This window comes from Mesorhizobium sp. P2_A12, from assembly GCF_056405075.1.
This window is the reverse complement of record NZ_JBFUCU010000001.1, coordinates 663,952-687,089: the sequence shown is the minus strand read 5'-3', so window position 1 is coordinate 687,089 and position 23,138 is coordinate 663,952. Positions and strand designations below refer to the sequence as shown.

Sequence of the window (23,138 nt, the reverse complement as noted above, 5' to 3'; positions counted from 1 at the left end):
GCGTCGATCCTTGTTGTGCCATGACAAACAGGCGGCGGGATGAGCCGCCGCCTGTTTGTATAGGGAGGATTATTCGATGCCGAGGCCCTGGCGGACCTTCTGATAGTCGTCCCGCTTGGCCAGCGCGCCGGAGGTCAGAATCAGCTTCTCCGGTTCCTTGTTGTTGGCAACCCAGTCGTACATGTTGAGCGCCGTCTCATAGCCATGGCGCTTCGGCGAGATGATCACGGTGCCGACAAAGCCGGTGGCGGCCGGCTTCTTGAACTCGTTGATCGCCGAATCCGCGCCGCCGATGCCGACGCCGATCATGCCGTCCGCCGGGATGCCGACGCTCTCGGAGGCGCGCACGGCGCCCAGCACGGCTTCGTCATTGAGGCCGAAGGAGACCCACTTCTTGATGTCGGCCTGCGCATTGAGCACGACCGTCGCGGCATTCAGCGCGGCTTCCGTGTCGGTCTTGGCCTGCGGCGCGTCGAAGATGTTCTCCGCCTTGAAGCCGTTCGCCTTCAGCACCGAGATGGCGCCTTCGACGCGATCGACCGCCGTCGGCAGCTGATCATAGGAGACGCGGATGGCGCCTACCTCGTCAGCCTTCCAGCCGCGCGCCTTCATTTCATCGACGATCGCCTGGCCGACGGCCTCGCCGATCTTGGTGGCCGAGATGCCCATGTGCGGCACGTCTTCCAGCGCCTTGCCGTCGGCACCGACCAGACGGTCGTCGACGGTCATCAGCTTGAGATTGTTGGCGGCGGCCTTGGCGACGATGCCAGGTCCGAGCTTCACGTCCGGCGTGCAGACGATGAAGCCTTGGGCGCCCTGGGCACCGAGATTGTCGATCGCCGACATCAGCTTCTCACCGTCCTCGGCGCCGATCTTGACGAGGGTGAAGCCCTTTTCCTTGGCGGCCTGGTCGGCGAATTTCCATTCGTCCTGGAACCAAGGTTCCTCAGGCTGCTTGACGATGAAGCCGATCTTGGTGTCCTGAGCATAGGCAGAAGCGATCGTCGTGACGGACAGCACGGCAAGCGCGCCCGCGAAGAGCGCGGTCTTCAAAAGTCGCATGATTACCTCCCAGCGATAGGCCGGGCGCTCAGCCCGGGTGTCGGCGTTTCTATTCGCTTTTATCATACTCGTCAATTGATCTGGTATGATAATTAATGTACATGCTCTGACCAACGACCGCTAGCGAAACCCGTTTGCATCCGCTAATGCCGGGCCGGTTGTGCGAACCGGCTGGTTTGCCGCCTTGGAGGAGGGCTGAGGTGACCGAAATTTCGAAGAAGGCCCCGGAGGGTGCGACCACCCGTCGCCCGCGCGTCATGCCCGACGTGACCAAGGCAATGGCCTCGGACATCTTTTCCGGGCGCTACCCGGCCGGGTCCTCCTTGCCGACCGAAAACGAACTTGGCGTCGAATACGGCGTGAGCCGCACCGTCATCCGCGAGGCGCTGAAGGTGCTGGCCGCCAAGGGGCTGGTGTTGTCGCGGCCGCGCGTCGGCACCATCGTCTGCAACGAGGACGACTGGAACATCATCGACCCGCAAGTGCTGGCCTGGCACGCGCCGCACGCGCTGGACGACAAGCTCTTCGACGCCATCCTGGAAACACGCCGGGCCATCGAACCGCTTGTCGCCGAGCTTGCCGCGACGCGCGCGACACTGCAGGAGATCGCCGATCTTGAAGCGGCGTGGCGCGGCATGGCCAGCGCCGGAGAGGATCGCGCCGCTTTCTCGCGCAGCGACATCGCTTTCCACCAGATCGTCTATGCCGCGAGCCATAACCCGATCTTCCGCCAGATCGGCAATCTGATCGACACGGGGCTGAAATTCTCGCTGGAGGCGACGGCGACCATTTCGCTCGAACGGCGTCTGGAAGCGGTGGCGGCTCACCGCGAGGTGGTCGAGGCGCTGCGCATGCGCGACGCCGAGGCGGCGCGTGGGGCGGCAAACAAGATCCTCGACCTTGCGGCGCGCGACCTGGTCAGTGCCAAGAAACTCAAGAACAACTGAGACTGCGCATGAAAATCATCTCGCTCACCACCTACATCGTTCCGCCGCGCTGGCTGTTCCTGAAGATCGAGACCGACGCCGGCGTCACCGGCTGGGGCGAGCCGGTCGTCGAGGGTCGGGCGCTGACCGTCGAGGCGGCGGTCAAGGAGCTTGGCGATTATCTCATCGGCAAGGACCCGCGCCTGATCGAGGACCACTGGACGGTGATGCATCGCGGCGGCTTCTACCGTGGCGGACCGATCCTGATGAGCGCGATTGCCGGCATCGACCAGGCACTGTGGGACATCAAGGGCAAGGCGCTCGGCGTGCCCGTGCATGAACTGCTCGGTGGCAAGTTGCGTGACAGCATCAAGGTTTATTCCTGGATCGGCGGCGACCGTCCGGCCGAGGTCGCCGCCGGCGCCCGGGAAGTGGTGGCGCGCGGCTTCCTGGCGCTCAAGATGAACGGCACCGAGGAACTGCAGATCGTCGATAGCCATGACAGAATAGATGCCGCGGTCGAGCGGGTCGCCATGGTGCGCGAGGCCGTCGGTCCCAACATCGGCATCGCCGTCGATTTCCACGGCCGCGTTCACCGGCCGATGGCGCGCATCCTGGTCAAGGAGTTGGAGCCCTACAGGCTGATGTTCATCGAGGAGCCGGTGCTGAGCGAAAACCGCGAGGCACTGAAGGAGATCGCCGCCCTCGGCTCGACGCCAATTGCGCTCGGCGAGCGGCTCTACAGCCGCTGGGACTTCAAGTCCGTGTTCGAGGAGGGCGTCGTCGATATCATCCAGCCCGATCTATCGCATGCCGGCGGTATCACCGAATGCCGCAAGATCGCGGCCATGGCCGAAGCCTATGACGTCGCGGTGGCGCCGCACTGCCCGCTCGGGCCGATCGCGCTTGCCGCCTGCCTGCAGCTCGATGCGGTCAGCTACAACTGCTTCATCCAGGAGCAGAGCCTCGGCATCCACTACAACGCCGCCAACGACCTGCTCGACTATGCCGCCAACAAGGATGTCTTCCGCTACGAGGATGGCTATGTCGCCATTCCCGATGGCCCTGGCCTCGGCGTCGAGATCGACGAGGACTACGTCAAGGAGCGCGCCAAGGAAGGCCACCGCTGGCGCAACCCGATCTGGCGCCACAAGGACGGTTCCTTCGCCGAGTGGTGATGACTATGCTTTCACCTGCGCCGCTTCGGGTGACTTCAGTCCATCAACCAGGTGATGAAGATCCGCCTCGTTCTCGTAGTGCAGGGTCGAGACCAACGCATCGATCGTAAATTCCGGATCGACCTTGTCTATTTGAGCGAGGTGAGCGGACGCAGCGGTCCGATCGCCCAGCCAGTGATAGGCCGCCGCGACAAAAGCGTGTTGGTTGGCATCCATCTTCGACAGATGCATGAAGGCCTCGATTGCTTCGGGATATTCGTGGGCTGTAAAGTGAGCTTTCCCAAGATGGCTCCAGAAGCGTTCTGGGTGGTGAGGGTTCAACCGCATCGCCTTGCGAATCCAGTCGGCCCCTTCCTTGGGGCGACCGAGCCAAGTCAAAAGCTCGCCGTGCTGGACCACGACGAGATCATAGTTCGGATTGAGTGCGAGAGCCCGCTCCTGGTGGTGCCGAGCCTTCGTCAGATCGTTGCGGCTGATGCTGATGGCGGCCAATATCCGTTGGACGTCCGCATCGTTGCTGTCCAGTGCTTGCGCCAACTCAAGCTCACGGACGACTTCGTCGAAAGCGGCGTCCTTATCGGCGCACCAGCCGTAGCCCCAAGCTTGCCCCAGGATGCAGCCCCGCCAGGCATGGGCATGCGCGTATTCGGGGTCGAGTTCCAGCGCTCGTGTCACCAGCTTCAGCGCCTCCTCATTCTCGGCTCGACTGCTGCGATGGTGGCGGACCTTGGCCGCGAGCACGCATTCGTATGCTGCCATGTTGGCAGGTGTTTTGCGCGCCACGACATCCTGCTGCGCGGCTTCGACGCGGCCTGGCAGCGTGGCCACTATCGCTGCGGTCAGTTCGTCCTGAATGGCGAAAACATCGTCGAGCTTGCGGTCGTATCGCTCGGCCCAGATGTGCGTATCGGTGGCAGTATCGATCAACTGCGCTGTCACCCTGAGCTGGCCGCCCGATTTGCGAACACTGCCTTCCACCAGGAATTGCGCGCCCAGCTTCCGGGCGATTTCGCGGAGGTTTACCGACTGCCCCTTGTAGACGAAGGTGGAGTTGCGCGAGATGACGAACAGCTCGTGCCGCCGCGAAAGTTCCGTGATGATATCCTCGGTCAGTCCGTCCACGAAAAATTCCTGTTCGGATTCGCCGCTCATGTTGGCAAACGGCAGGACCGCAATCGACGGCTTCACCACGCTGTGCCGGGCCGAGCCGTCCCCCGCTCGCGGATCGGCTGCATCCTCCAGCACCGCGCGCCAGACCCGTATCGGGCGAGAGATGTTCTTCAGGGCCTTCTCGCCGAGGTCCTCGAACTTGATTTCGAGCCGATCGAAGACCTGTTCGTACACGGCCTGGGTGACGCACACCCCGCCGACTTCGGCCATCTGCTCCAGCCGGGCGGCGACATTCACGCCGTCGCCATAAATGTCGCCCTCATCGAAGATGATGTCGCCGAGATTGATGCCGATCCGGAACTGAATGCGTCCGGCTTCCGGCACGTCGGCATTGCGGCGGCGCATGCGGATCTGCACCTCCGCGGCGCAGCGCACGGCATCTGCCACGCTCTGGAACTCGACCAGCATGCCGTCACCGGTGGTTTTGATGATGCGGCCCTGGTTCTTGGCGATTGCCGGATCAATGAGTTCGATCCGATGCGTTTTGAGCCGCGCAAGCGTGCCCCTCTCGTCGGCTTCCATGAGCCGAGAGTATCCAGCCATGTCGGCTGCCAGCACCGCCGCGAGCCTGTGTTCCATGTTCCAGCCTCGAAGCACGCAATTCTAGATGGCAAACGCTGCAATCAAAGCCGATCACGGTCACGCCGCCACCTAACAGCGCCGTCCCCGCGCGATCGGAAGGCGCCCACTCATAGCATTACTCGAAATGAGCGGATGCGGGAAGGAAATCGAACGCACCCCATACCCGCTCGCGGCTGCTCGATTGGTCTGCCTGCTCGACGGGGCAAGGTTTCATCCCAATCCATCGCATTCAGCAGCCGATTGAACGGCTCCAAAGGTGGTGGGTTCAGGAAAGTGCTTTCGTAGAATAGGCCTTCAAATCAAAGGCTTTCCAGGAAAATCAACGGCCTAGAGGGAACTTGGTGGAGCCAATCGGAATCGAACCGACGACCTCTTGAATGCCATTCAAATTATCCCGGCCTTCACCGCCTAACAGATCAAAACCTCTTCAACGCCACAACCGCTTGCGTCGCATGGAAATTCGCCTTATCTATGCCTAATGTTGGTATTGCAGGGTAACGCACCCTAACAGGCAAATCGCGTTACCCCCCGTTACCCGGGGCGAAAAAATGGCAAAATCGAAGGTGCTTACGGTGGGATCGGTCGAATCCGCGAAGCCGAACCCGAACAAACGCATTGAAAGGCCCGATGCGGCCCTGCCGGGCCTTTACCTGATCATCCAACGCAGCGGCGTGAAGTCGTGGGCGCTGCGCTACCGGTTCGCCGGTGTACCCAAGAAACTGACCATCGGGCCGGTGCTTACCGAGCGTGCCGAGCCGACTGGAGGCGAACTGCCCTTCGGTGTGCCGATGACGCTCACTGAGGCTCGCAGCGCGGCCAGGAGGGCGCTCCAAGGGATTGCCGAGGGCAAAGACCCGTCGCAGGCCAAGAAGCTCTCCAAGGCCCTGCAGGCGGTTGCGGCCGAGCCTGACAAGGACACGGTGCGCGCGCTCGGCGCGTCATTCATCGAGCGCTATGCGAAGCCGCGCAATCGCTCATGGGCCGAGGTCGAGCGCCAGTTCAAAGTCGAGATTTACGACCGAGACGGCAAGCCTTTCTGGGGCGATCGCAGCGTCAAGGACATCACCAAGCGTGACGTGCTCGATCTTCTGGATGGCATTATTGACCGCGGCTCGCCGGTGACCGCGAACCGGGTGTTTGCCTCCGTCCGCAAGTTCTTCTCATGGCTCATCGATCGCGACGTCATCACGACTTCGCCCTGTGTCGGGGTGAAGATGCCGACGGCTGAGAAGTCGCGCGATCGGATTCTTTCCGACGACGAGCTGCGCCTGTTCTGGAAAGCGACGGAGACGCTCGAGTACCCGTTCGGGCCGATGTTCCGGTTGTTACTTGTCACCGGCCAGCGTCGGGAAGAGGTCGGCGGATTGATCAGCAAGGAGCTTACTCTCGGCGCCGATCCGCTTTGGACGCTGCCCGGCGGCCGCGCCAAGAACGGGAGCGAGCACACCGTTCCCCTGTCCAAGCTGGCAGTCGGAATCATCGAAGGCCTGCCGAAGATTGGAAAGAGAGGCTTCCTGTTCACAACCACCGGCGAGACGCCCGTATCGGGCTACAGCAAAGCCAAGGAGCGCGTCGAAGCGAAGATGCTGGAAATCCTTCGCGACGAGGCCAGCGAACGCGGTGAGGACCCTGCCGCGGTCAAGGCAATCCCCCATTGGACACTGCACGACTTACGCCGCACGGTTGCGTCACGCCTGGCCGGGTTGAACATCAATTTGCCGGTGATCGAGAAAGTCCTGAACCACGTTTCTGGAACGTTCGCCGGCATCGTCGGCGTCTACCAACGGCATGAATTCAAGGACGAGAAACGGCGAGCGATGAACGCCTGGGCGGATTACCTATCGGCGCTGGTCGACGACGGGCCAGCAGCGAACGTCGTGACATTGAAAGCGACCGCGAAATGAACGAGCGTCGAGTAACCCTAGACCGTTCGGAGATTTTCGCCCACACAAAGGTTGTTAAGCAGCTCCTGCGAGCGGAAGAAGACAATATGATCGAGCTCATAGAGCTCGCGATCGAGCGATTCCTTGATGGTTGGTCAGAATTTTATTCGGCAGAATCGGATCGCTTGTCCCGGACGCTCGAACATATCGACCGGGCGTTGGCGTCCATCTTAATAGAATCATGGTCCTTCCATGACGAGGATGACCTTTGGGCATTTCGAACCGAAGGCGAAGCCTACGCCTGGCTTCAGGGCGAAGGCCCAAATGTCGAATGCCCGGAGCCGGACGGGCATTTCGATCGATCAAACAATTGGAAGATAAGAAGCTTATGGGATGTCCGTTGCGACATATCCGCCGAATTCGGGGATCTGATGTCGTGGGATAAAGCGCGATGGAAACTGCATTGGACGCGCCCGCCGTCAACCACCTCGCGACTCCCAACGGATTTGCAGGAGATGATCTACGACTTCTGTCAAGTTTGGCATGACTATATCGATCCATCGCTAGGACTGCCGCGGCGAAATCCAAATCCGTCGAATCCGCTAATCAGGTTCATCGACTGTTGCTTGAAAGTCCCGCTGGGCGACCAAAGACCGGCACCCAAAACGCTGCTGCAATTGGTACAGGATCATATTCGGCCAGCGATAAGAGAGCGCGACGATAGGGGTCGCCAAGCCGAAGCTGCTGAAGAAAGCTGGCATCCGGCAAAGTTCGAGCCTTTCGGCGACGTGGACCTCGACCCGTTCGAACCCGACTGAAAAAGTCCACGGTGATGAGGCTGCCACATCTCAATAACTAGTTAGGCACTGTAGCAACAAAGGGCCTAACACTGATGGAAAATCCCGGAAACTACGTGACTGCCAAGCAGGTGCTTGGGCGTTACAATATTACCGACATGACGCTATGGCGCTGGCTTGCCGATGACGCCCTCGCCTTCCCTAGGCCGATGGTGATCAACCGCCGGCGCTATTTCCTCGATTCCGACCTCGTCGCCTGGGAGCGCGCTCGTGCCCGAAAGCAGCATTGACGGGCTGTGACCGCGAACATTCCGAGGCGATCGAGATAGCCGCCCAGTGGCTGTCACAGCACCCGCGCGACCGTATCGGGCGGCCGATCATCCTGCTGTTGCGTCAGCGCTTCGGCTTGACTGTCGCCGAGGCCTGTGAGGTCTGCAAAGAGGCGAACCTGCGCCGGGCTCGCGCCGCATGACCGTTCAGCCGTCGACGTTCATCCCTGGCACCAACCCGAACAATCCGCGGTGGACCGGCAAGCGCAAGCGGATCCCGCGTTGCACGTCCGGCTCGGTCCCTATGGGGTGGGGCAAGACCGTCAAAGAGTGCGAGGAGGCATTCGCCGACTGGCACCATTGCGCTCTGCAGATCGTGCATGCCGAAAATATCAGCTTCCGCCTGTTGGCCTTCGTCCGCCAGCATCTCAACATGAAGACAGGCACGATCAGCGGCACCAATCTGGAATTCTCCAAGATGGGTGGGGGCTGCTCTATCAAGACCATCTCGCGTGAGATCGGCTTGTATGAGGGGCTCGGCCTGTTCATCGGAACACGACGTCGGCACAAGCTGCCAGGTGGCGGCATCATCGAAGTCCGGACCCTTCGCCTGTCGCTACCGAAGACATTTGCCCCCGGAATTACCATGAGGGAGGACGGGCCGTGAGGACCACAGTGGTCTCGCATGGTGGCGCCAGTCTGCCGGACCATAGTGGTCTCGCATGCCTTCCGGTGCCAACCTCCCGAATGTGGGTCCACAGTGGTCCCGCTATTACAGCCATATCTTGCTCGGGTGACGCATGACGCAACTGGACCTTTTCAAGCAAGCACCGAAGAAGCCAGGCCAAGTGGTGTCGTTCCCGGTCGACCGCCGCGCCATTATGGTCAGGGCAACTGCGCATGAGCTTTGCTCCCTCGACTATATCGCCGGCCGCAAATTCTGGAGCGAGCACGTCAAAAGCCTCCGGGCCCAGCTTCGCGCCATCGGCATCCCTTGTCGTCAAGTCGATATGGAAATCCGCCGGTACTCCGCAACCGTTGCCCGCACTGTTGATCACTCCCTGCTCTATCGAGACGGCCCCGATACCGCAGCCTGACGCTCATCTGCCCGCGAAGCGGGTCAGAGTGGGGGTGTGGGGCCTCAGGCCCCACGTCTTCTGTTGGCGCCAAGTCCGCGCGCGAGAGAGCGACTACCGCCGCTTGAGTGAACGCAGTTTCCAGACAGGCGAAATAATGGTGACAAACCGCGAAAGGCACGCCATCGGAAAATGGTGCGTTGGGCATACCCTGTGACACACAGACAAGCGCTCTCCAAGCAGTTGACCCCAGAGGACGCGGCCTTCCGTGAGTGAATCTAGAGGAAGATATACCTTCGGGGTAACCGCTGGGTAGCACAGAAGATATAGGACTTGAGTAGCGCCCAGTCGGATAGCGGCAAGGATGACGAAGACGGCGGCGTCCGACACCAAACGATGAACGGCGACGTTGCTGAACCGCTTCGAAGACCCTTAACACTGCAGCAAGCTGCGGCCTTAGCGGGCGGTCACCAGATAACATCCCTCGCCGGCGCGAGCCATATGTGATTATTGGCAAGCAGCCTCAACGGAAGATTCCGTAGCGCGTGCATCCCACTGGCCTATCGATTTGTGATAGCCGGGACGCAGCGGTGCATATCAACCAGGAAACTCCTCGGGTCTGAGCTTGAGCTCGGTGGCTGGTTCGGCCGACGGGTAATAGGGGGGTCAAATTAATCTTTGCGAACTCGAGGAGCCCGGACCGACTGCTGAGCCATTTTCGCAAGACTCCAGGGAAAGAAGTTTTATGCTGCCATGGGTCTCATCACTGGGGGATAGGGCTAAAGATAGCGGTTTGGCGAAACTTACCGATGCATGAAAGTGAGGGGGCCTCGCGCGTGCCATTGTTTTCCACGGCACGGACTGTGATATGCTCGCCTATTAGCGGAAGGGCAAATGTACGTCGCATATTTTGACGAGGTGAAGCCGAACGAAAAGGAAGGCCAGTACCGATATATCGTCGGTGGCATCGTCGTGGCCATGAGCAGCATTGCTGCCATAGAGGCGCAACTGACGGCGCTTTCTGAGGAAGTCTTTGGCACCTCGGACCTCACCACAGATACGGAGTTCCACAGCACCTTCATCTACAGCAAGAAGGGCGGCTTCAAAGCGATGGAGCCGGCGCAACGTTTCCACATCTTCGAACGGCTTGGCCAGATTCTGTCGGACAAGGACGCCATCAAGAAGGTCTACGCCTGCATCAACACCGACAAGCTCTATGCGGGGACGAACGCGGCCGAGCACGCATTCATGCATTTCGTCGAACGCGTCGACAACGTGATAGGCAAAGGTGGTTCCGCGATCCTGATTGGCGATCTCGACGACCAGCAGGCCAGAAATATGGTCTCCGAATTCTCCCGCTACCGGACGCAAGGCACAAACTCGAAGTACGGCAAGCTCATCACTCGCATCGTGGACTCCGTGCACTTCTGCCGATCGCACCATTCCCGAATGATCCAGCTGGCGGATGCCTACGTCTTCACCGTGAGCAATGGCTACACGAAACGCACGGGCTGGTTTGCAGACGGGTACCGGAAGGCCATGGCTGGTGCGGACTTGTGGCCGGACGGCTACAAGGAATGGCCGAAATAGGTGCGTCGGGAGACCAGGGTGCAGATTGGTACAACGCTCCCCGGTTCTCCACTCAGTAGGGGGTGGTTCGCGCAAGCGAAGGGTGCGGTCTTTCTGAGAGGTTTTGGATGTCTGGTGACAAAGGCCTGAGGACACTCCCGATATCGAATGGCGGCCAAGCCACGATTGTGGCGTGGTCCCACCCACGAGCGCTGTGTGCAGGCTCTGGGGCTGGCTTGGCCGCCGACCGTGTTTTGGGCTTCGCCACTGCTAGTCGCGCCGAACCATGACTCGTTCGTCACCTTTGCCCTTGTTGATATGACGGCGGACTATCGAGGCCATTGTCCAGAGATTCTTGGCTTCAAGGCTTTTGGCTAGTGCGGGTAGTTGTCCGGTCAGGTTGTTCGACTTCAGGAATTCGACTACAACTTCGAGGCCCTCCATCTGGCTTGGATCAGCTTCGGATTGGAGGCGCAAGCGCTCAGTAAGTTGCTCTATCTGAAGGGGCTTTTCCGGCGCGGGCAGGCGACCCTGCCCTTTTCTCTTCTTTCGCTCTTTAGCGTCTGCGTTTCGCATCGAAACTTCAGGGAATGAAAGCCTGATGACTTCCTTGCTCTTGCCGCTGCCCCTGCTAATTTCCAGATTTGCACCGCTATTCGCGGCGATCTCCAGCAACCGAGCTGGCGACGCATCCAACGGTGGCGGAAGCGCCGTCTGCACAATTTCTGACCCCTTCAGCTGACCTTTCAGGAAATTGTAGAACTGGGCTATGCGCTCGGCAGCCTCTATAGCGATCAGGCCCGCCCCTACATAGGCGGTGGCGATCACAACCTGGTCCGCGAACTCTATGAAGGTCGAGCCTTGCTCCAACCGGGCAAGGACAAGGCGGGAGCCGGTTGTACGGCGGTAGTCGGCTCCCAGTTCTCGCACGAGTCGTCCGAGTTCTTCGGCGTTGATTGGTTGCTCGTTACCGATGGTGATGAAGAGCCTCGGCTGCTGTTCTGGCTCAGGCTCCCGCGCCATTTCCATCATTGCCATGTTGCCACCCCCCCCCGTTGCGGAAGATGCTTATAGAATAAGTATTTTGACGCAACACCTGACTTCGCAAGCGCAGGAGTTATTCAAGCCGAGTTAAAGCAGATGACGCTTATTCGCCTCGGCATTGTTGGAGCAGCCCATCGCGCCCCACCTCCCACACGCTGATTTGCACCGGCGCGCAGTTGTCGCTCGCCAACCCGCAGGAACGTCTGCGGGTTGGCGTTGCGGGTACAGAATGACGGCGCGTGGACGCGATGCAGCGCTCAGTCAGTTACTTCCATGCGACTATCCTGGGGTCGTCGCAGTCGAGAACGCCCTCGGATGTGACGATTTTCGCTAGTCATCCACACGGTTTCGGCTGCGTCGTGGTATGCTCGCCTCTTGGCACAGTACATGCTGCCGAAGACTGGAAAGCCAACCGAATAGTGCAGTGCTTGAGGCGCGGCAAATTCAACGGTAAGAATTTCTCTTGGTAAGATTAATCGAAGAAATTGGGCGGCAGCGGCATTTGGTTTGACGGTCGCAGCTTTCCGGTTGCGGCTTTCGTAAAGAGACGAAGCCACCGGACGTGAAATCCATCCTCGTCTTCAGCATCTATCGTCAGCGGGCCGTGGGCTGTTTGCCAGCCGCCTGTGACGTTTGAGAGCGCCAGATAGAAGTTGGTATCAATTGGCGACAGGGCCGATGGCTGCTGGTCATTGGGCGTGCTCGAAGCCCAACTCCAGAATGATATTTCCCGCCATCTGTATTCAGAGTCCTTGCCTGTTCGAGCGAACACGAGCGTCGCCGGGAACGTGTATTCCGATGGATGGTGCATCGCGACCCGCTCGATGGCGGCCTTGATACTAATGGCAGATGCGGCGAGAACATCCCATCCGGTTTGGTACCGGTCGGGTGCCTGATCGGGCGTCAAGACGACCGGCTGCTGGAATGTGAGAGTGGCGGGACCAAGGGTAATGAATTGCGGCTGTCGCCTCACGACTTCGGACGATGCTTCAACCTCGTCGAAGAGGCGTCTCACGATGCCCTGTAAGTCCTTAATGGCCTCGTATGATGCCTCCTTCCGCTCCTGCTTCGCCGTCTCCGCCAGATGGCGCTTAGCCTCATCAGCGGCTGCTTTTTGAGCGATCGCGCTCCCTGCCTCTGCGAGCCCCTGATTTCTTGGAGTCAACGGCTTGTCCTCAATTCCTCGGATGACTGAGGCGCACCTTTCCAGTATCGGCCGAGAGGAAGGACTTTTCCTGAGCATCGTTTGCACAAGCCCCTGAAGTCGGGGGTCAACCCCTATGAGGTCTGGCGGAGAAATGTGCAAATGGGCCTCGCGCACGGCATCTTGCGAGCCCGTAAATGGAGGCGATCCGTTAATCAGGGCGTGGAGAAGGCAGCCCAAGGCATAAACGTCCGTTGCGCGAGTGGGCGCTTTGCCGAGCCATTGCTCCGGCGCGCCGTACCACGCAGTTAGACTGTCCCGGAGGGTATTGTCGGACGTACTGTCCTCAACGAATTTCGCGATTCCAAAATCGGCAATTCGCCACCTGGCTTCGTACCAGAGCACATTGCCGGGCTTGAGGTCGCGGTGAACGAGGTCTCCGACCTCCATGAGCCCCGCGATTATATCCAGCGTCGCGGTCTTGGCCTCTTGCCAGTCCAACTTACCTTTCTGATTTAGATCGTCTTGCAAGCTGCGGTCGCAAACCGGCATCACCAGGTAGTAGCGGTCTGAATCGGCATCTTTCCCGAAATCTAAGACAGGTACGACATGCTCCAAAGTCCGAGATGCCAACACCTTGCCAATGTTCATCTCGCGATGAGCGGCAGCGCTGGCGTTAATCTTGAGCCGCTTGATGGCAACGTCGCCGTTCTTTCCGCTCCCACGAAAGACCTCGCCAAAGCCACCTGCAGGGCCGAGCGGCTTGCTCTCATCGATCTGCCAAACACCGCGTTCAAGCTTGATTTCCGACATACACCCCGCCTCCCGACTCTGCACCTCCGCAAAGCCTTATTAGAATAGGTGTTGTGGGACTGCGCTTAAAGTTGGTATTGTCTCAATTTAGATCTGAGACCCTAAAATCGCCTCCATTGACGCATAGTCAATTATCCGTGAATGTGTGCGTCTAGGTTCCGCTCCAACGCACGTGCTAAATGACCCAGAATGAAACGCCTGGTCAAGATAAGGCGGAGCCCCCCAAATGGGTAGTAGTTCGAGCCAAATGCAAAACTGGGTGGGCCATTCTAGGGACTGCCTCTACAAAGCTTGGCGTTTGGCTACTCAGCGTGCTCGCACTGATAGGGGCTCCGTGCCTGCCGTTGATAATAGAATTACTCAAGACGGGCTCGATGAGAAGCGATAGCATTTACATAACAGCATCTGTTATGTGCATAGGTTTTGTTTTTATGGCCGAGAATATGCTCATACGTGTTGTTTATATGTCGCTGTTCGCATTGACGCTTATATTTGATATCGTCAGCGGGCCGTTTTCTGAGGAACTTAATTCCTACGCGGGCCTTATATTAATCGGCGTATGTGTGCTCCATGCGTCTGAACGTTTCTACTGGCACATCGGACTGGACCGGCCTTTCCCTGAAAGGATTTCGTGATGGATGCAATGAATGCCGCTGCCGTCATCATATCGCTGCTTGCAGGAGTGATCGCCGGAAGCGCTAGCATCATAACGTGGGTAAAAACCGCGCATGCGCTAAGAGCGAAGCACCGCGTGAAGTACCTTCTTAGAAAAGAGGCCATGCGCGATTCGGACGTCAGTGCTCTCTTGGACGAAATCTCGTCATCGGCCCGCCTCAGTGAGGATGAGAGAGAAAGGATGATCGCAATAATTGAGAAGCAAATCCGCATCCTACCAAAAGAGGATCAAAGCCTCATCGAGGAAGGTCTGAGGCAGGTTAGCCGAGAGGGTGTAAGCCGATACCTGCGGGAAATTGCTGCCTAAATCGCGATTTTCTTGTAGGGGAACGCTTGAATGTCATCCATCACGAGAGTGTCTCCGACACTCGCTTACTAAGTTTGAAACCGCGTTCACATGGTAGCCCTGTGCGCGATTTGGGTTTTTCACAAGACGCTGAAAATGTCGCCGGCAAAGGCCGCTGTCGTACCTTTCCTACCGGCTTCCTTCTGGCTTTGCTATGTCGTCTGCTTCCTCGCCATTGGCAATTCGCATGACGCCGACGGCGTTGCCGATCACGTCGGCGAGGCGCTTCTGGCCTTTAGGTCCGGTTGGCATGGATTACCTGTTTCTCCGTTCCGCAATTGGAGCATTCGCCTAGCTGGCGCGTGAAATCAGATGTCGTACCAAGCGCTCCCGTTCGCAGCGCGGATTGCTGGCGGGCAGGAAGGTGAAGCGCCTCCGCAATGCAATCGTCGCAAAACGCTGCGGGCGCTCTGCCCGTTAGAAAATCGTTGATGTCCTGTGCGATTGACATGGACAGCCTCAGCTCGATGGGTGGTGGAGCAGCCAAAATAGTGGGATAGCTAGGTTATTCTCGGCCAGACCGAGTCGGCTGACAAGCTACTTCATTTCCCTGGCTGCCCCGCCACTCTGTCGATTAGAGCTGCGAGCGTGCTGAGAGAAGTGGATTTCGGTCTGCAACGCAGGCCACCAACCGGCCTCGCCGATTAGGTATACAACTTCCGCCTCGATGAGCCGCCCTAGCCGGATACGGACCGGCCTCCTCAGTCGAACCATATACACGTGGCTACCCCGAGGCGACTCGCAGCGGCCTCGACGAGTTCGCGCGTTGACGGACGAACGTACCTAGGCGAAGCTCGAAATAGAAAGGCCGTTAGTGTCGTGCCGCTGGTTCCGTAAGATCGTTCGAACAGAGCACCAAGTAGCGATTTCCAGTCGTCAGCTCGCCCCCACGCCACAAATGCGCCGTCGGAGAAGCGGAAGCCGTGAGGCTTTATGAAGCTCTCTGTTACGTCCTGGCGGTGTCGCTGTAGGACGCGCAATACCTGGCCTTCATGCAGGTTGAGCTTTTCGCGGCTGAAGCCTTTGAGAAGCGTGTCCTTGATATAGACCCTTACAGATCGAGCATCCATGTGGGCGGCGAGAGTTCGGCCGATATCGCTGTCGGTCCATTGCTGATAATGGCGCGCCTTCTCTGATTGGGTGAGAGAATCCCACTGTAGGTGGTCTGCCGTTTGCCAAAGGCGCGCCCTGATCGCGTCTCGGATCTCCTTCGGGACGGTCAATGCACACCACCGTGCGGAAGCGTGTTTGGATATTCGAAGCTGGGCAAATCTAACGTCGGGTCCCCCTCTCGAAGCAAGAGTGACGCTTGGTCCTTGACCCATTCCATCAGGAGCGAGCCTGCGGACCGATCCGCGAATTCGATGAGATGGCCACCCAATGGCAGCTTCTCGGTCGGGGCGTTGAGTCCTGCGATCCGTTCCAGTTCGGTGACTTCGGCAATGCGGCGCAGGTCCGTTACGAAATCGAGGATAACCACCTTGTCCTTGCCTGGCTTTATTCGAAGGCCGCGGCCCAGCTGCTGCACGAAAATGCGACGGCTGTGGGTGGCGCGCATGAACGCGATCAGATCAACGTCAGGTACATCGACGCCCTCGTTGAATAGATCGACGGTACAGAGGACATCAATGGTACCCCTCTTAAATTGCGACATCAGCTTGTCTCGCTCGCGTGCTGGTGAGGCTCCGAACATCGCTTCAGCCCGGAATCCGAACAGGCGGAGCATCGCAGTGAAGTGCTCCGCGTGATCGACGCTCGGCGAGAAGACTAGCGCGGACTTGCGGTTCTCCTGTTTGAAGACGTTGGCGAAGATGCGCGCCGCTTCTTCGTCCCGTGTGGGAATGATCAGCCGCCGGTTCAATTCAGTCAGCGTGTAGCCATAAGCGGAGGCGTTCTGAATAAATTCCCAGTCAATGTTATCAGCAAGCAGCCGATAATCGACCTCGCTCAAATAACCAAACTTCAAACCCTCAGCGATGCCAACGCGGGAGAGAGGTTGGCCGAGGACGCTATCAATGTCGAATTCGTCGCCGCGCCATGGGGTGGCAGTCACGCCAGCGAGCCGCTTAGGAGCGAGTTTATGCAACACCTCCTGATATGTTCGCGAACCGATGTGATGCGCCTCGTCCACGAAGACAGCGTCAAAATCCGGCAGCTTCTCAACCCGGCTGTGAACCGTCTGAACCGTTGCAAATGTGACTCCCTCCCAGTAGGCAGGTTCCTCTTCCGGCGCGAGAAGATGTGTGGCGACGTTCTTCGGCAGCTGCGCCCAGAACCCGATTTGGAGCTGGCGAACAAGTTCACGCTTGTCGGCGAGAACTAGGATGCGTCTGTTTTCTAGGGTGCCGGCGTCAAAAAGGCGCGATGCGACCTCCGCCATCACGACCGTTTTTCCTAGCCCCGTCGCCAGGACAAGTTGTCCTCGACCTGTCTCCTCCAGCGCAGCAAAAAGACGATCACAAGCGTGGTCCTGATAGGGTCGCAATTCCCTGCGCGTTGGCGGCAGATCGGGTACGCTCGCCATAATCTGCATAAGTTTGTTGGGGCTGAGTAGCTCGACCTTGAACCCAAGTTCCTTTACACGGGCCAATTCGTCGATAAGGGCTTTGCCTGGCGCGCGGCTAGTCGCGAGAGCCATGCGATGGGCTTCGTAAAATCGGCCTGCTGCGAGCACCTCCTCAACCGCCGCTTTCGGGGGTGATGAGGTGCTCGTGAACTTACATTGGACAACCCAAACTTGGCCGGCCTTCACGCCCACGACATCGGCGCCCATGTCGCCGGTCCCTCCGACGATGCGGACATCGTCGAACCCCGCAAACATAAACGCTCTTGCTACGTCGCGCTCAAAGGCCTGCCATGGACCGTCGAGCAGGCGGCGCTCATCAAGAAACGGGTGGCTCACAAGATTTCCCGGTCAGGACGCAGGAGACTGACGGACATCAATCCTCGGACCAGTTCCTCCTTGCGAATGTCGCCTAGAATTGTGCTGTCAGCCTCCGCGAGCCAAGAGGCGTCCGAGACGAGCGACTTCGCTCGGTCGATGACTTGCTGTTTAGCGCGCTCCGTAAGCTGGGCGTCACCATAGTCAAGCGAGGAATAGGGCGTGTCCCAGAACGTTCCGTCGAAGACGAGGTTCGGGAATGCCTCGATAATCTGCCCGAGAATCGTCACAGGTGCAGCGGTGAGAAACGAGCCGTCCGCGATTGGGGCTGCGGGCGCGATACCTTTTCGGGCCAGTGCTCGCATGACATCGGACCGTTGCTCAACAGTGAGGGCGTCGAACAGCTTGCTGGTTTCAGTGCCCGCCATGTTGTGGAGAATCGCTCTGGCCAATGTGGATAGCGCATCGCTCGCGTCCAACGCGATCATTCTTGCGTCCAAGCTTGCCGTCTGGGCGTAGTGCTCACGATAGTAACCTAGCAGCGCGGCATTGGAAGGCGCTACTTTCGCGGTCCGCAGATACTCGCCAGTGAGAAACGAGAGTTCGATGAGAAGCGCGTCTAGGGGTTCGAGCGTGATTGAACGAAATACATCGGCTCGCGGCTTGAACAAGAAATGATAGGTCCGGGTCGCCACGTCGCCCATAACAAGACTCCAGGCGGCGTCAGTGCCGATGTCTGGATCATGCGCGACGCACTCAAACGCCCTAACGGTGAAGGTTTGACCAGCTGGAGCATAGACGTACGTTCTGGACAGGCTCGGAGCCTCGCGCCGTTGTGCGCGATAGTCTGGCAAGGGTGGTGGCTCGACCTGCGGCGCTTCCGCTTCCGCTTGTGGCTGCTCAGGCTCGTCGAGCAAGCCTTCAGGCAGCTCATCGTCATCATTGCTGTCGTCACCCGGGGTGCCGGACGTTGTAAGCAGCCGCCGCTCGGCCTCCTCGATGAGGCGCCACCAATGGGTATCCTCCTGATAATCGGGGTGTCCGTCATAGAACTTTTGAGAGAGTTCCTTGGCGATCCCATTGTCGGGGACCGCCAGAAGGCGCCTCCAACCGCCAGCGACGCTGCTATGCGGCCTTATCCGGCGGAACGCTCGATAAAGCTTGAAGAGAGGACTGCTGTTGTTGGTGTGCCCGAGTTCTCGAGCCTTCTCTGGACGTAGCGGCCCTTCGCCCCGTATGAGCTTCACCATCTCATCCCAAGCCGGGTCAGTCCTGTCGAAGCGCTCTTTGGCGAAATTCACCCGGCAGTGATCAATGTGGATTTCGCCCACAAACCGACCGCGTCGGCTTGGGTCATCGATCGGGTATTCGGGCTCCTCACCGTTGTCGCCGCGCCAGATGAAGAGGTCTTTGCTGCTGAGTTCGATCTTGCGTCCGTTCCGGATGAAATCGAGACCGAAGTCGACGGTATCCGCATAGCGTTGAAGGCCGATCCAACCATGTACACGCCGTGTTCGTCTCTGCAGAGTTCCTTCGCCTCCACACACCGGGCACACCTCGGGCGCGGTAGTCGGGATTGCGACCCAGTTCATGCAGGAAATGCAATGGTGGCGGTCGCCGAGGGGATAGTTGAACGTTTGGACAGCGAGCACCTCGCCAAGGTCGGGCAACTCGGTTGATCGAGTTTCCCCCCAAAGACAAAACGGGCGCGACAGGACCACGCGGTTATTTAGATACAGCTTGAACTCAATTGGGTGGCCATTAGGTCGTAGCATCGCGGCATAAGCTTGCGACAGCCTCTTTCTGAGCTGTGATTGATTGCCGGACTTCGCAAGCCACTGGCGCTGCGCCGGCTTAAGCCGGCGTATGATAATCTTCGTTCCGTGGACAGACGTGTCGGGCTTCGGCGTAGTCAGCAACGGGGTTCGGAAATTTCCCTGACGCTGCAGGCGATCGAAGTCGATCTCAAGACCATGCCACTCCGCATCGCCGGCCTGGGTCGTCCACACTTCAGTGGTCAGGCCTAAGCGTGCGGTTGCAATGTTGAACCCCATTCCGAAAAGACCGAGATTGTCGGTTGGATTGTTGCCCGACCAACCCGCCTTCACGGCCTTTTCGAGGTTCTCGGTCGTCATTCCCGGGCCGTTGTCGACGATCTGAACCACAGCCTCCTCTCGGTCAGCTTCTGGAAGGGTGATCTGCACGACGGGATCACCTACACCCTCGCCACGTCGCTTCGCATGAAGAAAGCCGTCGATCGAGTTATCCACCAACTCACCAATGCACCGCCACTGGTCGAGGTTGATTTCGCCGAGCATCGGGAGAACACGGGGCGAAGGAGCGAGATCAAACTCCCTCGTGCCGGCCGTCTGAGGCATTGGTTGCGCCATTTTCTCCCCTTCGATTCGGTAGTGCGTGTACCACCGTAGATGATACAAGTTCCGGGGGCGATGATGAAAGAGCGACATACAGAAGATCTCGAGGCCTTCTTGGTGCGGATGCAGCCGACGCTAAATGCGGCGTTAACCAAACTGGCCGACACAAGCTTTCGATCCGATCCAATCGGAGGCGCGAAGTATTCACGCGCGACAAGCATCATTAGTTCGGCCTACAAGCGACATGGCCAGATCCTGGGCCGCGCGCTGCTCGAGAGACTGAAGGATTGCAGACGTTTCCAAGTGTGGACCGAGGACGAATTCAAACTCGGCCCAGCTTCCCGACTTGAACTGCAAAAAGCCATGCCGCCCGCCGCCTATAGAGAGATATCAATGTCATATGGCGAGTATGATCAAACCATACCGGTTGATCTTATTGTTTTCGACAGCACTAACGGCAGCATTAGGTCGTACAATGTGAAACGCGGCAACGGCGAATATGATGCTGGGAAAAAGCGCCTAATCCTGAACGAGCTTCTGCGCACCCAGATGCATCTTAGAGATTATGCCCGTTCGATGGGGATCCCGGCGCGAGGCGCCACCGCCTACATCGTGTTCTACTACGGGCTACGGTCGATCCCCGAACCATTCTCGTTGGTTGGAGATGACCTCGATCGGCACTTCGATTTTCCTGTTCAGGCCGCGATTGAGGCGGTTAACGCTCGATTCCGCGATGGGCTCTACGCGTTGATCGAGCATGGAGCTATCTGATTGATGATTTAGCGCCTACAGGTCTGAAAATAGATCTTTGGAAATCTCGCGCGACTCACGTGGTGCGTTCCCGGGCACTGAAGAATGATTGAGAAACCCGGGCTCATAATCCATGCTTCGCTCCAGGACTTTGCGGCACGGCGGTATCCAGACAAGGCGGGTGTCCGGTATCAGTGGCTTCCGCCAGATGATCCAGGCGTATCCGGTTGCGGTAGACGCCTTTGGATCCAACCGCCCTTTGACCATCGGTACTCGCTCCGAGAATTGAGCAACCATTGTTGGAGCGAATTTGGAGAAGACTCGCAGGTGTCGACCAATGCTCTCGAGAAAGACGGTGCGCACGAGAAGGGCGACGCCGACGCGCGCGATCTCGTGAGCGTGGAGAAAGAAGTCCTCAGCCAAGCGAAAGGGCGGGTTGGTGATTACCCAGTCGGTGATCTGGCGCCTTTCAATCGAAAGAAAATCGCGGCGATCACCGTATCCGTAGCCGCCGATGTCGCTCACTTCCAGCGAACGAAAGTAGGGTCTCAGCGCTTCAGCCATGTGGCCGCGTCCGCACGCGGGTTCAAGACAACTCATCGACCCGACGTCACCGACTCCAAGCACATGCTCGATGAGCGCCCGAGTGGCCCATGGTGGAGTCGGAAAATCGTCTAGACTATCTGCGGCCTCGTACCTTTGAGCCATGACAGCATGTGACCTGTTTTGGGTAACATTCATTAGATCGCTCTAGCGCCCGTCTGGTCCACGTATACTGGTGATGCAGGCAAATCGAATTGACGATCTGCCGACATCGCGGTCATTGTTCTCGGGTTGTTCTCGTTAGGGCTAACAGAATGGCATGGCGAACAACATGAGATCGCAATACCGACCGCAGAATAACTCGGCGGCGACGCATTCCCGAAGATCATAGACGGGAGTGAAAGGTAGATAGGGTAACTCATGCTCGGCCGGCATGGGCGTTCGCTCGATCCAAATGTTCGCGAACTGACGAAGCCACTACGTGGGCGAGGTCGACCGGAACAGCGTTGCCCAGTTGACGCATTGTCTCGCTCCAGGAGCCGTGAAACACGTAGTCGTCCGGGAATGTCTGCAGCCGCGCGCTCTCGCGCACCGTGAAATAGCGCACCGAGCCGTCGGGACGGCGCAGCATGTTCTCGCCGCCGGGCACCCCATGAACGCCCGCCTTCAAGGTCTTGGCTGGTTCGTCAAGCGGGCTTCCGGTATGCCCTTGGTACGAGCGAGCACCGACTTGCAAGCGGTGGTCCTTGAACCCGTGCGCCGCCCGCGGCGACAGTTCGGGATCCGGCAGCCCGATCAGCGCGTCGCGGGTGGTTGTCCAGGGAAGCGTGGCGGGTCTAACGGTAATCGCCTCAGCAGCGCGTACTGCAGGCTCGTCGGCTAGGCGATGCGACTTACCTATCTGATGCCGATCCCAATAGTCGCCGCTTCGATACTGATCCCATAGAAGCGCGTCACGCGAATGAGTCTCGCGCGGGAACGACCATTCAACGCCTAGGTCCGAGCGAAACCCAACGAAGAAGACGCGCGCACGCTTTTGCGGCACACCGTAATTGGCCGCATTGAGGACTTTTGGTGGGAGCACGCGGTAGCTCAGCCCCGAGGACCGGCTTGAGGTGTGGTGCTGTTCTAATCGCGCGCGATGATCTAGCCATGTCTCATCGCCGCGAAACATGATTTCGGGATACGTGAGTTGGAGGAAAATGTAGCTGAAATAGATCGCGAAGGTCTCACGAGTGAGTCCCTTCACATTCTCAAAAATAAATGCTGACGGCTGGGTCTCGCGCACGACGCGCACCGCTTCTGGCCACATGTCGCGATGATCATGCTGCGCGCGATGCCTCCCTCCCAGTGAGAAAGGTTGGCAGGGCGGGCCACCCGTCACCAGGTCGATGCCGGCGAGACCCTCAAACGAGAAACTGCGAACATCACCCTCGCGCGGCTCTGGCCAGTGACGTACTCCATCGGAGCCCCGCGCTCGGTTCTCGCGAATGGTGTCGCAGCACCAGCGGTCCCATTCGACAACCTCGATCGGCGTGAACCCCGCGCGGCTAACGCCTAATCCAAGGCCTCCGGCGCCGGCGAAAAGCTCAATCGCCTTCATCAATCCCCTCGACAAACCGATAAAGTCCGTTTCCTAATTGTTCTCTATCCTTCATCCTGCATTCCCAGACAAGCAGGACCTGCCATCCAAGCGTTTTAAGTTGCGAGATATTTTCTGCGTCGCGTGCGCGGTTACCCTCCAGCTTTGGCACCCAGAAGTCCAGCCGGCTCTTCGGCAACCGCGCCAGCCGGCACGCTGGGTCGCTGTGGCGGTGCCAGAAACAGCCGTGTACGAATATCGCGCGTTTGCGGCTTCGAAAGACAATGTCGGGATTGCCGGGTAGGTCACGTGCATGGAGGCGATATCTGTATCCCATGCGCCAGAGTAGGTGCCTGACAATCAGCTCGGGCTTAGTATCCGCGCCGGTGACTCTCGCCATGCGCTGACTTCGTTCGAGAACGGTAAGGGTGTCGGCCACTACACGAACATAGAGAAAGTTGATCTTGCGTGTC

The 23,138-nt window shown here is 58.8% G+C and carries 22 protein-coding genes; 11 read left to right on the top strand and 11 right to left on the bottom strand.

Annotated features, from left to right (window positions below; translation table 11 throughout):
- Window positions 1–69: 69 nt before the first annotated feature.
- Window positions 70–1,062 carry an arabinose ABC transporter substrate-binding protein gene (locus AC1DZU_RS03295; RefSeq protein WP_477281678.1) on the bottom strand — a complete coding sequence of 331 codons (993 nt, stop codon included), beginning with the start codon at window positions 1,060–1,062 and terminating at the stop codon, window positions 70–72.
- Window positions 1,063–1,319: 257 nt separating this feature from the next.
- Here AC1DZU_RS03295 and AC1DZU_RS03290 point away from each other — a divergent pair, with 257 nt between their 5' ends.
- Both AC1DZU_RS03290 and dgoD read left to right on the top strand, forming a co-directional pair.
- Window positions 1,320–2,009 (top strand): FadR/GntR family transcriptional regulator, encoded by a 690-nt coding sequence (locus tag AC1DZU_RS03290; protein ID WP_477282216.1) that lies wholly within the window; start codon window positions 1,320–1,322, stop codon window positions 2,007–2,009.
- A gap of 8 nt (window positions 2,010–2,017) precedes the next feature.
- Window positions 2,018–3,166, top strand: a complete 1,149-nt coding sequence (dgoD, locus tag AC1DZU_RS03285) for a galactonate dehydratase (RefSeq protein WP_111544911.1) — start codon at window positions 2,018–2,020, stop codon at window positions 3,164–3,166.
- Window positions 3,167–3,169: 3 nt separating this feature from the next.
- Here dgoD and AC1DZU_RS03280 read toward each other — a convergent pair whose 3' ends face one another.
- Complete coding sequence (locus AC1DZU_RS03280; RefSeq protein ID WP_477281676.1) at window positions 3,170–4,915, bottom strand: adenylate/guanylate cyclase domain-containing protein; 1,746 nt, start codon at window positions 4,913–4,915, stop codon at window positions 3,170–3,172.
- Between the two features lie 575 nt (window positions 4,916–5,490).
- On the opposite strand from AC1DZU_RS03280, the gene AC1DZU_RS03275 reads away from it, so the two are divergent.
- The 7 genes from AC1DZU_RS03275 (at window position 5,491) to AC1DZU_RS03245 (ending at window position 10,533) form a co-directional block, all read left to right on the top strand.
- Complete coding sequence (locus AC1DZU_RS03275) at window positions 5,491–6,822, top strand: tyrosine-type recombinase/integrase (RefSeq protein WP_477281674.1); 1,332 nt, start codon at window positions 5,491–5,493, stop codon at window positions 6,820–6,822.
- A gap of 86 nt (window positions 6,823–6,908) precedes the next feature.
- Entirely contained in the window at window positions 6,909–7,619 is a 711-nt protein-coding gene (locus AC1DZU_RS03270) for a hypothetical protein (RefSeq protein ID WP_477281672.1), read from the top strand.
- A gap of 95 nt (window positions 7,620–7,714) precedes the next feature.
- Entirely contained in the window at window positions 7,715–7,888 is a 174-nt protein-coding gene (locus AC1DZU_RS03265; RefSeq protein ID WP_477281670.1) for a DNA-binding protein, read from the top strand.
- Entirely contained in the window at window positions 7,885–8,070 is a 186-nt protein-coding gene (locus AC1DZU_RS03260; protein WP_477281668.1) for a hypothetical protein, read from the top strand. Before AC1DZU_RS03265 ends, AC1DZU_RS03260 begins: the two co-directional genes overlap by 4 nt.
- Window positions 8,067–8,534, top strand: coding sequence for a hypothetical protein (locus AC1DZU_RS03255; protein ID WP_477281666.1), 468 nt, complete (start codon window positions 8,067–8,069; stop codon window positions 8,532–8,534). The genes AC1DZU_RS03260 and AC1DZU_RS03255 overlap by 4 nt, the downstream gene beginning before the upstream one ends.
- Before the next feature lie 133 nt (window positions 8,535–8,667).
- A complete protein-coding gene (locus AC1DZU_RS03250) occupies window positions 8,668–8,964 on the top strand; it encodes a DUF6074 family protein (RefSeq protein ID WP_477281664.1) in 297 nt (98 codons plus the stop codon).
- 873 nt (window positions 8,965–9,837) lie between these two features.
- Window positions 9,838–10,533 carry a DUF3800 domain-containing protein gene (locus AC1DZU_RS03245; RefSeq protein WP_477281662.1) on the top strand — a complete coding sequence of 232 codons (696 nt, stop codon included), beginning with the start codon at window positions 9,838–9,840 and terminating at the stop codon, window positions 10,531–10,533.
- A 249-nt stretch (window positions 10,534–10,782) separates the two neighbouring features.
- Here the strand turns inward: AC1DZU_RS03245 and AC1DZU_RS03240 are convergent, their stop codons facing one another.
- Together AC1DZU_RS03240 and AC1DZU_RS03235 are read right to left on the bottom strand one after the other, a co-directional pair.
- Window positions 10,783–11,550 carry a hypothetical protein gene (locus AC1DZU_RS03240; protein ID WP_477281660.1) on the bottom strand — a complete coding sequence of 256 codons (768 nt, stop codon included), beginning with the start codon at window positions 11,548–11,550 and terminating at the stop codon, window positions 10,783–10,785.
- Between the two features lie 478 nt (window positions 11,551–12,028).
- Window positions 12,029–13,513, bottom strand: a complete 1,485-nt coding sequence (locus AC1DZU_RS03235) for a serine/threonine-protein kinase (protein WP_477281658.1) — start codon at window positions 13,511–13,513, stop codon at window positions 12,029–12,031.
- Between the two features lie 634 nt (window positions 13,514–14,147).
- Here AC1DZU_RS03235 and AC1DZU_RS03230 point away from each other — a divergent pair.
- Window positions 14,148–14,495 (top strand): hypothetical protein, encoded by a 348-nt coding sequence (locus AC1DZU_RS03230; protein ID WP_477281656.1) that lies wholly within the window; start codon window positions 14,148–14,150, stop codon window positions 14,493–14,495.
- A gap of 168 nt (window positions 14,496–14,663) precedes the next feature.
- Here the strand turns inward: AC1DZU_RS03230 and AC1DZU_RS03225 are convergent, their stop codons facing one another.
- From AC1DZU_RS03225 to AC1DZU_RS03210, 4 genes are all read right to left on the bottom strand, one after another.
- Window positions 14,664–14,786: a hypothetical protein gene (locus AC1DZU_RS03225; protein ID WP_477281654.1), complete on the bottom strand. Its 123-nt coding sequence runs from the start codon at window positions 14,784–14,786 to the stop codon at window positions 14,664–14,666.
- 449 nt (window positions 14,787–15,235) lie between these two features.
- On the bottom strand, window positions 15,236–15,757 hold the full coding sequence (locus tag AC1DZU_RS03220) for a hypothetical protein (protein ID WP_477281652.1): 522 nt from the start codon (window positions 15,755–15,757) through the stop codon (window positions 15,236–15,238).
- On the bottom strand, window positions 15,754–17,436 hold the full coding sequence (locus AC1DZU_RS03215; RefSeq protein WP_477281650.1) for a DEAD/DEAH box helicase family protein: 1,683 nt from the start codon (window positions 17,434–17,436) through the stop codon (window positions 15,754–15,756). Before AC1DZU_RS03215 ends, AC1DZU_RS03220 begins: the two co-directional genes overlap by 4 nt.
- A complete protein-coding gene (locus tag AC1DZU_RS03210) occupies window positions 17,433–19,793 on the bottom strand; it encodes an ATP-binding protein (protein WP_477281648.1) in 2,361 nt (786 codons plus the stop codon). The genes AC1DZU_RS03215 and AC1DZU_RS03210 overlap by 4 nt, the downstream gene beginning before the upstream one ends.
- Window positions 19,794–19,868: 75 nt before the next feature.
- Here AC1DZU_RS03210 and AC1DZU_RS03205 point away from each other — a divergent pair, with 75 nt between their 5' ends.
- Window positions 19,869–20,561, top strand: a complete 693-nt coding sequence (locus tag AC1DZU_RS03205) for a hypothetical protein (protein ID WP_477281646.1) — start codon at window positions 19,869–19,871, stop codon at window positions 20,559–20,561.
- A 15-nt stretch (window positions 20,562–20,576) separates the two neighbouring features.
- Here AC1DZU_RS03205 and AC1DZU_RS03200 read toward each other — a convergent pair whose 3' ends face one another.
- The 3 genes from AC1DZU_RS03200 to AC1DZU_RS03190 all read right to left on the bottom strand — a co-directional run bounded on the left by AC1DZU_RS03200 (window position 20,577) and on the right by AC1DZU_RS03190 (window position 23,104).
- Window positions 20,577–21,104, bottom strand: coding sequence for an SAM-dependent methyltransferase (locus AC1DZU_RS03200; protein ID WP_477281644.1), 528 nt, complete (start codon window positions 21,102–21,104; stop codon window positions 20,577–20,579).
- Window positions 21,105–21,501: 397 nt separating this feature from the next.
- Window positions 21,502–22,686 (bottom strand): DNA cytosine methyltransferase, encoded by a 1,185-nt coding sequence (locus AC1DZU_RS03195; RefSeq protein ID WP_477281642.1) that lies wholly within the window; start codon window positions 22,684–22,686, stop codon window positions 21,502–21,504.
- Window positions 22,673–23,104 carry a very short patch repair endonuclease gene (locus AC1DZU_RS03190; protein WP_436257684.1) on the bottom strand — a complete coding sequence of 144 codons (432 nt, stop codon included), beginning with the start codon at window positions 23,102–23,104 and terminating at the stop codon, window positions 22,673–22,675. Before AC1DZU_RS03190 ends, AC1DZU_RS03195 begins: the two co-directional genes overlap by 14 nt.
- Between the last annotated feature and the right edge of the window lie 34 nt (window positions 23,105–23,138).

What these genes read in the sequence shown, in the direction of transcription:
- AC1DZU_RS03290 (WP_477282216.1), top strand. Translation starts at nt 1,320, where the DNA reads ATGCCCGACGTGACCAAGGCAATGGCCTCGGACATCTTTTCCGGGCGC.
- AC1DZU_RS03195 (WP_477281642.1), bottom strand. Translation starts at nt 22,686, where the DNA reads ATGAAGGCGATTGAGCTTTTCGCCGGCGCCGGAGGCCTTGGATTAGGC.
- AC1DZU_RS03245 (WP_477281662.1), top strand. Translation starts at nt 9,838, where the DNA reads ATGTACGTCGCATATTTTGACGAGGTGAAGCCGAACGAAAAGGAAGGC.
- AC1DZU_RS03255 (WP_477281666.1), top strand. Translation starts at nt 8,067, where the DNA reads ATGACCGTTCAGCCGTCGACGTTCATCCCTGGCACCAACCCGAACAAT.
- dgoD (WP_111544911.1), top strand. Translation starts at nt 2,018, where the DNA reads ATGAAAATCATCTCGCTCACCACCTACATCGTTCCGCCGCGCTGGCTG.
- AC1DZU_RS03280 (WP_477281676.1), bottom strand. Translation starts at nt 4,915, where the DNA reads ATGGAACACAGGCTCGCGGCGGTGCTGGCAGCCGACATGGCTGGATAC.
- AC1DZU_RS03235 (WP_477281658.1), bottom strand. Translation starts at nt 13,513, where the DNA reads ATGTCGGAAATCAAGCTTGAACGCGGTGTTTGGCAGATCGATGAGAGC.
- AC1DZU_RS03230 (WP_477281656.1), top strand. Translation starts at nt 14,148, where the DNA reads ATGGATGCAATGAATGCCGCTGCCGTCATCATATCGCTGCTTGCAGGA.
- AC1DZU_RS03225 (WP_477281654.1), bottom strand. Translation starts at nt 14,786, where the DNA reads ATGCCAACCGGACCTAAAGGCCAGAAGCGCCTCGCCGACGTGATCGGC.
- AC1DZU_RS03200 (WP_477281644.1), bottom strand. Translation starts at nt 21,104, where the DNA reads ATGGCTGAAGCGCTGAGACCCTACTTTCGTTCGCTGGAAGTGAGCGAC.
- AC1DZU_RS03240 (WP_477281660.1), bottom strand. Translation starts at nt 11,550, where the DNA reads ATGGCAATGATGGAAATGGCGCGGGAGCCTGAGCCAGAACAGCAGCCG.
- AC1DZU_RS03270 (WP_477281672.1), top strand. Translation starts at nt 6,909, where the DNA reads ATGATCGAGCTCATAGAGCTCGCGATCGAGCGATTCCTTGATGGTTGG.
- AC1DZU_RS03295 (WP_477281678.1), bottom strand. Translation starts at nt 1,062, where the DNA reads ATGCGACTTTTGAAGACCGCGCTCTTCGCGGGCGCGCTTGCCGTGCTG.
- AC1DZU_RS03205 (WP_477281646.1), top strand. Translation starts at nt 19,869, where the DNA reads ATGAAAGAGCGACATACAGAAGATCTCGAGGCCTTCTTGGTGCGGATG.
- AC1DZU_RS03250 (WP_477281664.1), top strand. Translation starts at nt 8,668, where the DNA reads ATGACGCAACTGGACCTTTTCAAGCAAGCACCGAAGAAGCCAGGCCAA.
- AC1DZU_RS03210 (WP_477281648.1), bottom strand. Translation starts at nt 19,793, where the DNA reads ATGCCTCAGACGGCCGGCACGAGGGAGTTTGATCTCGCTCCTTCGCCC.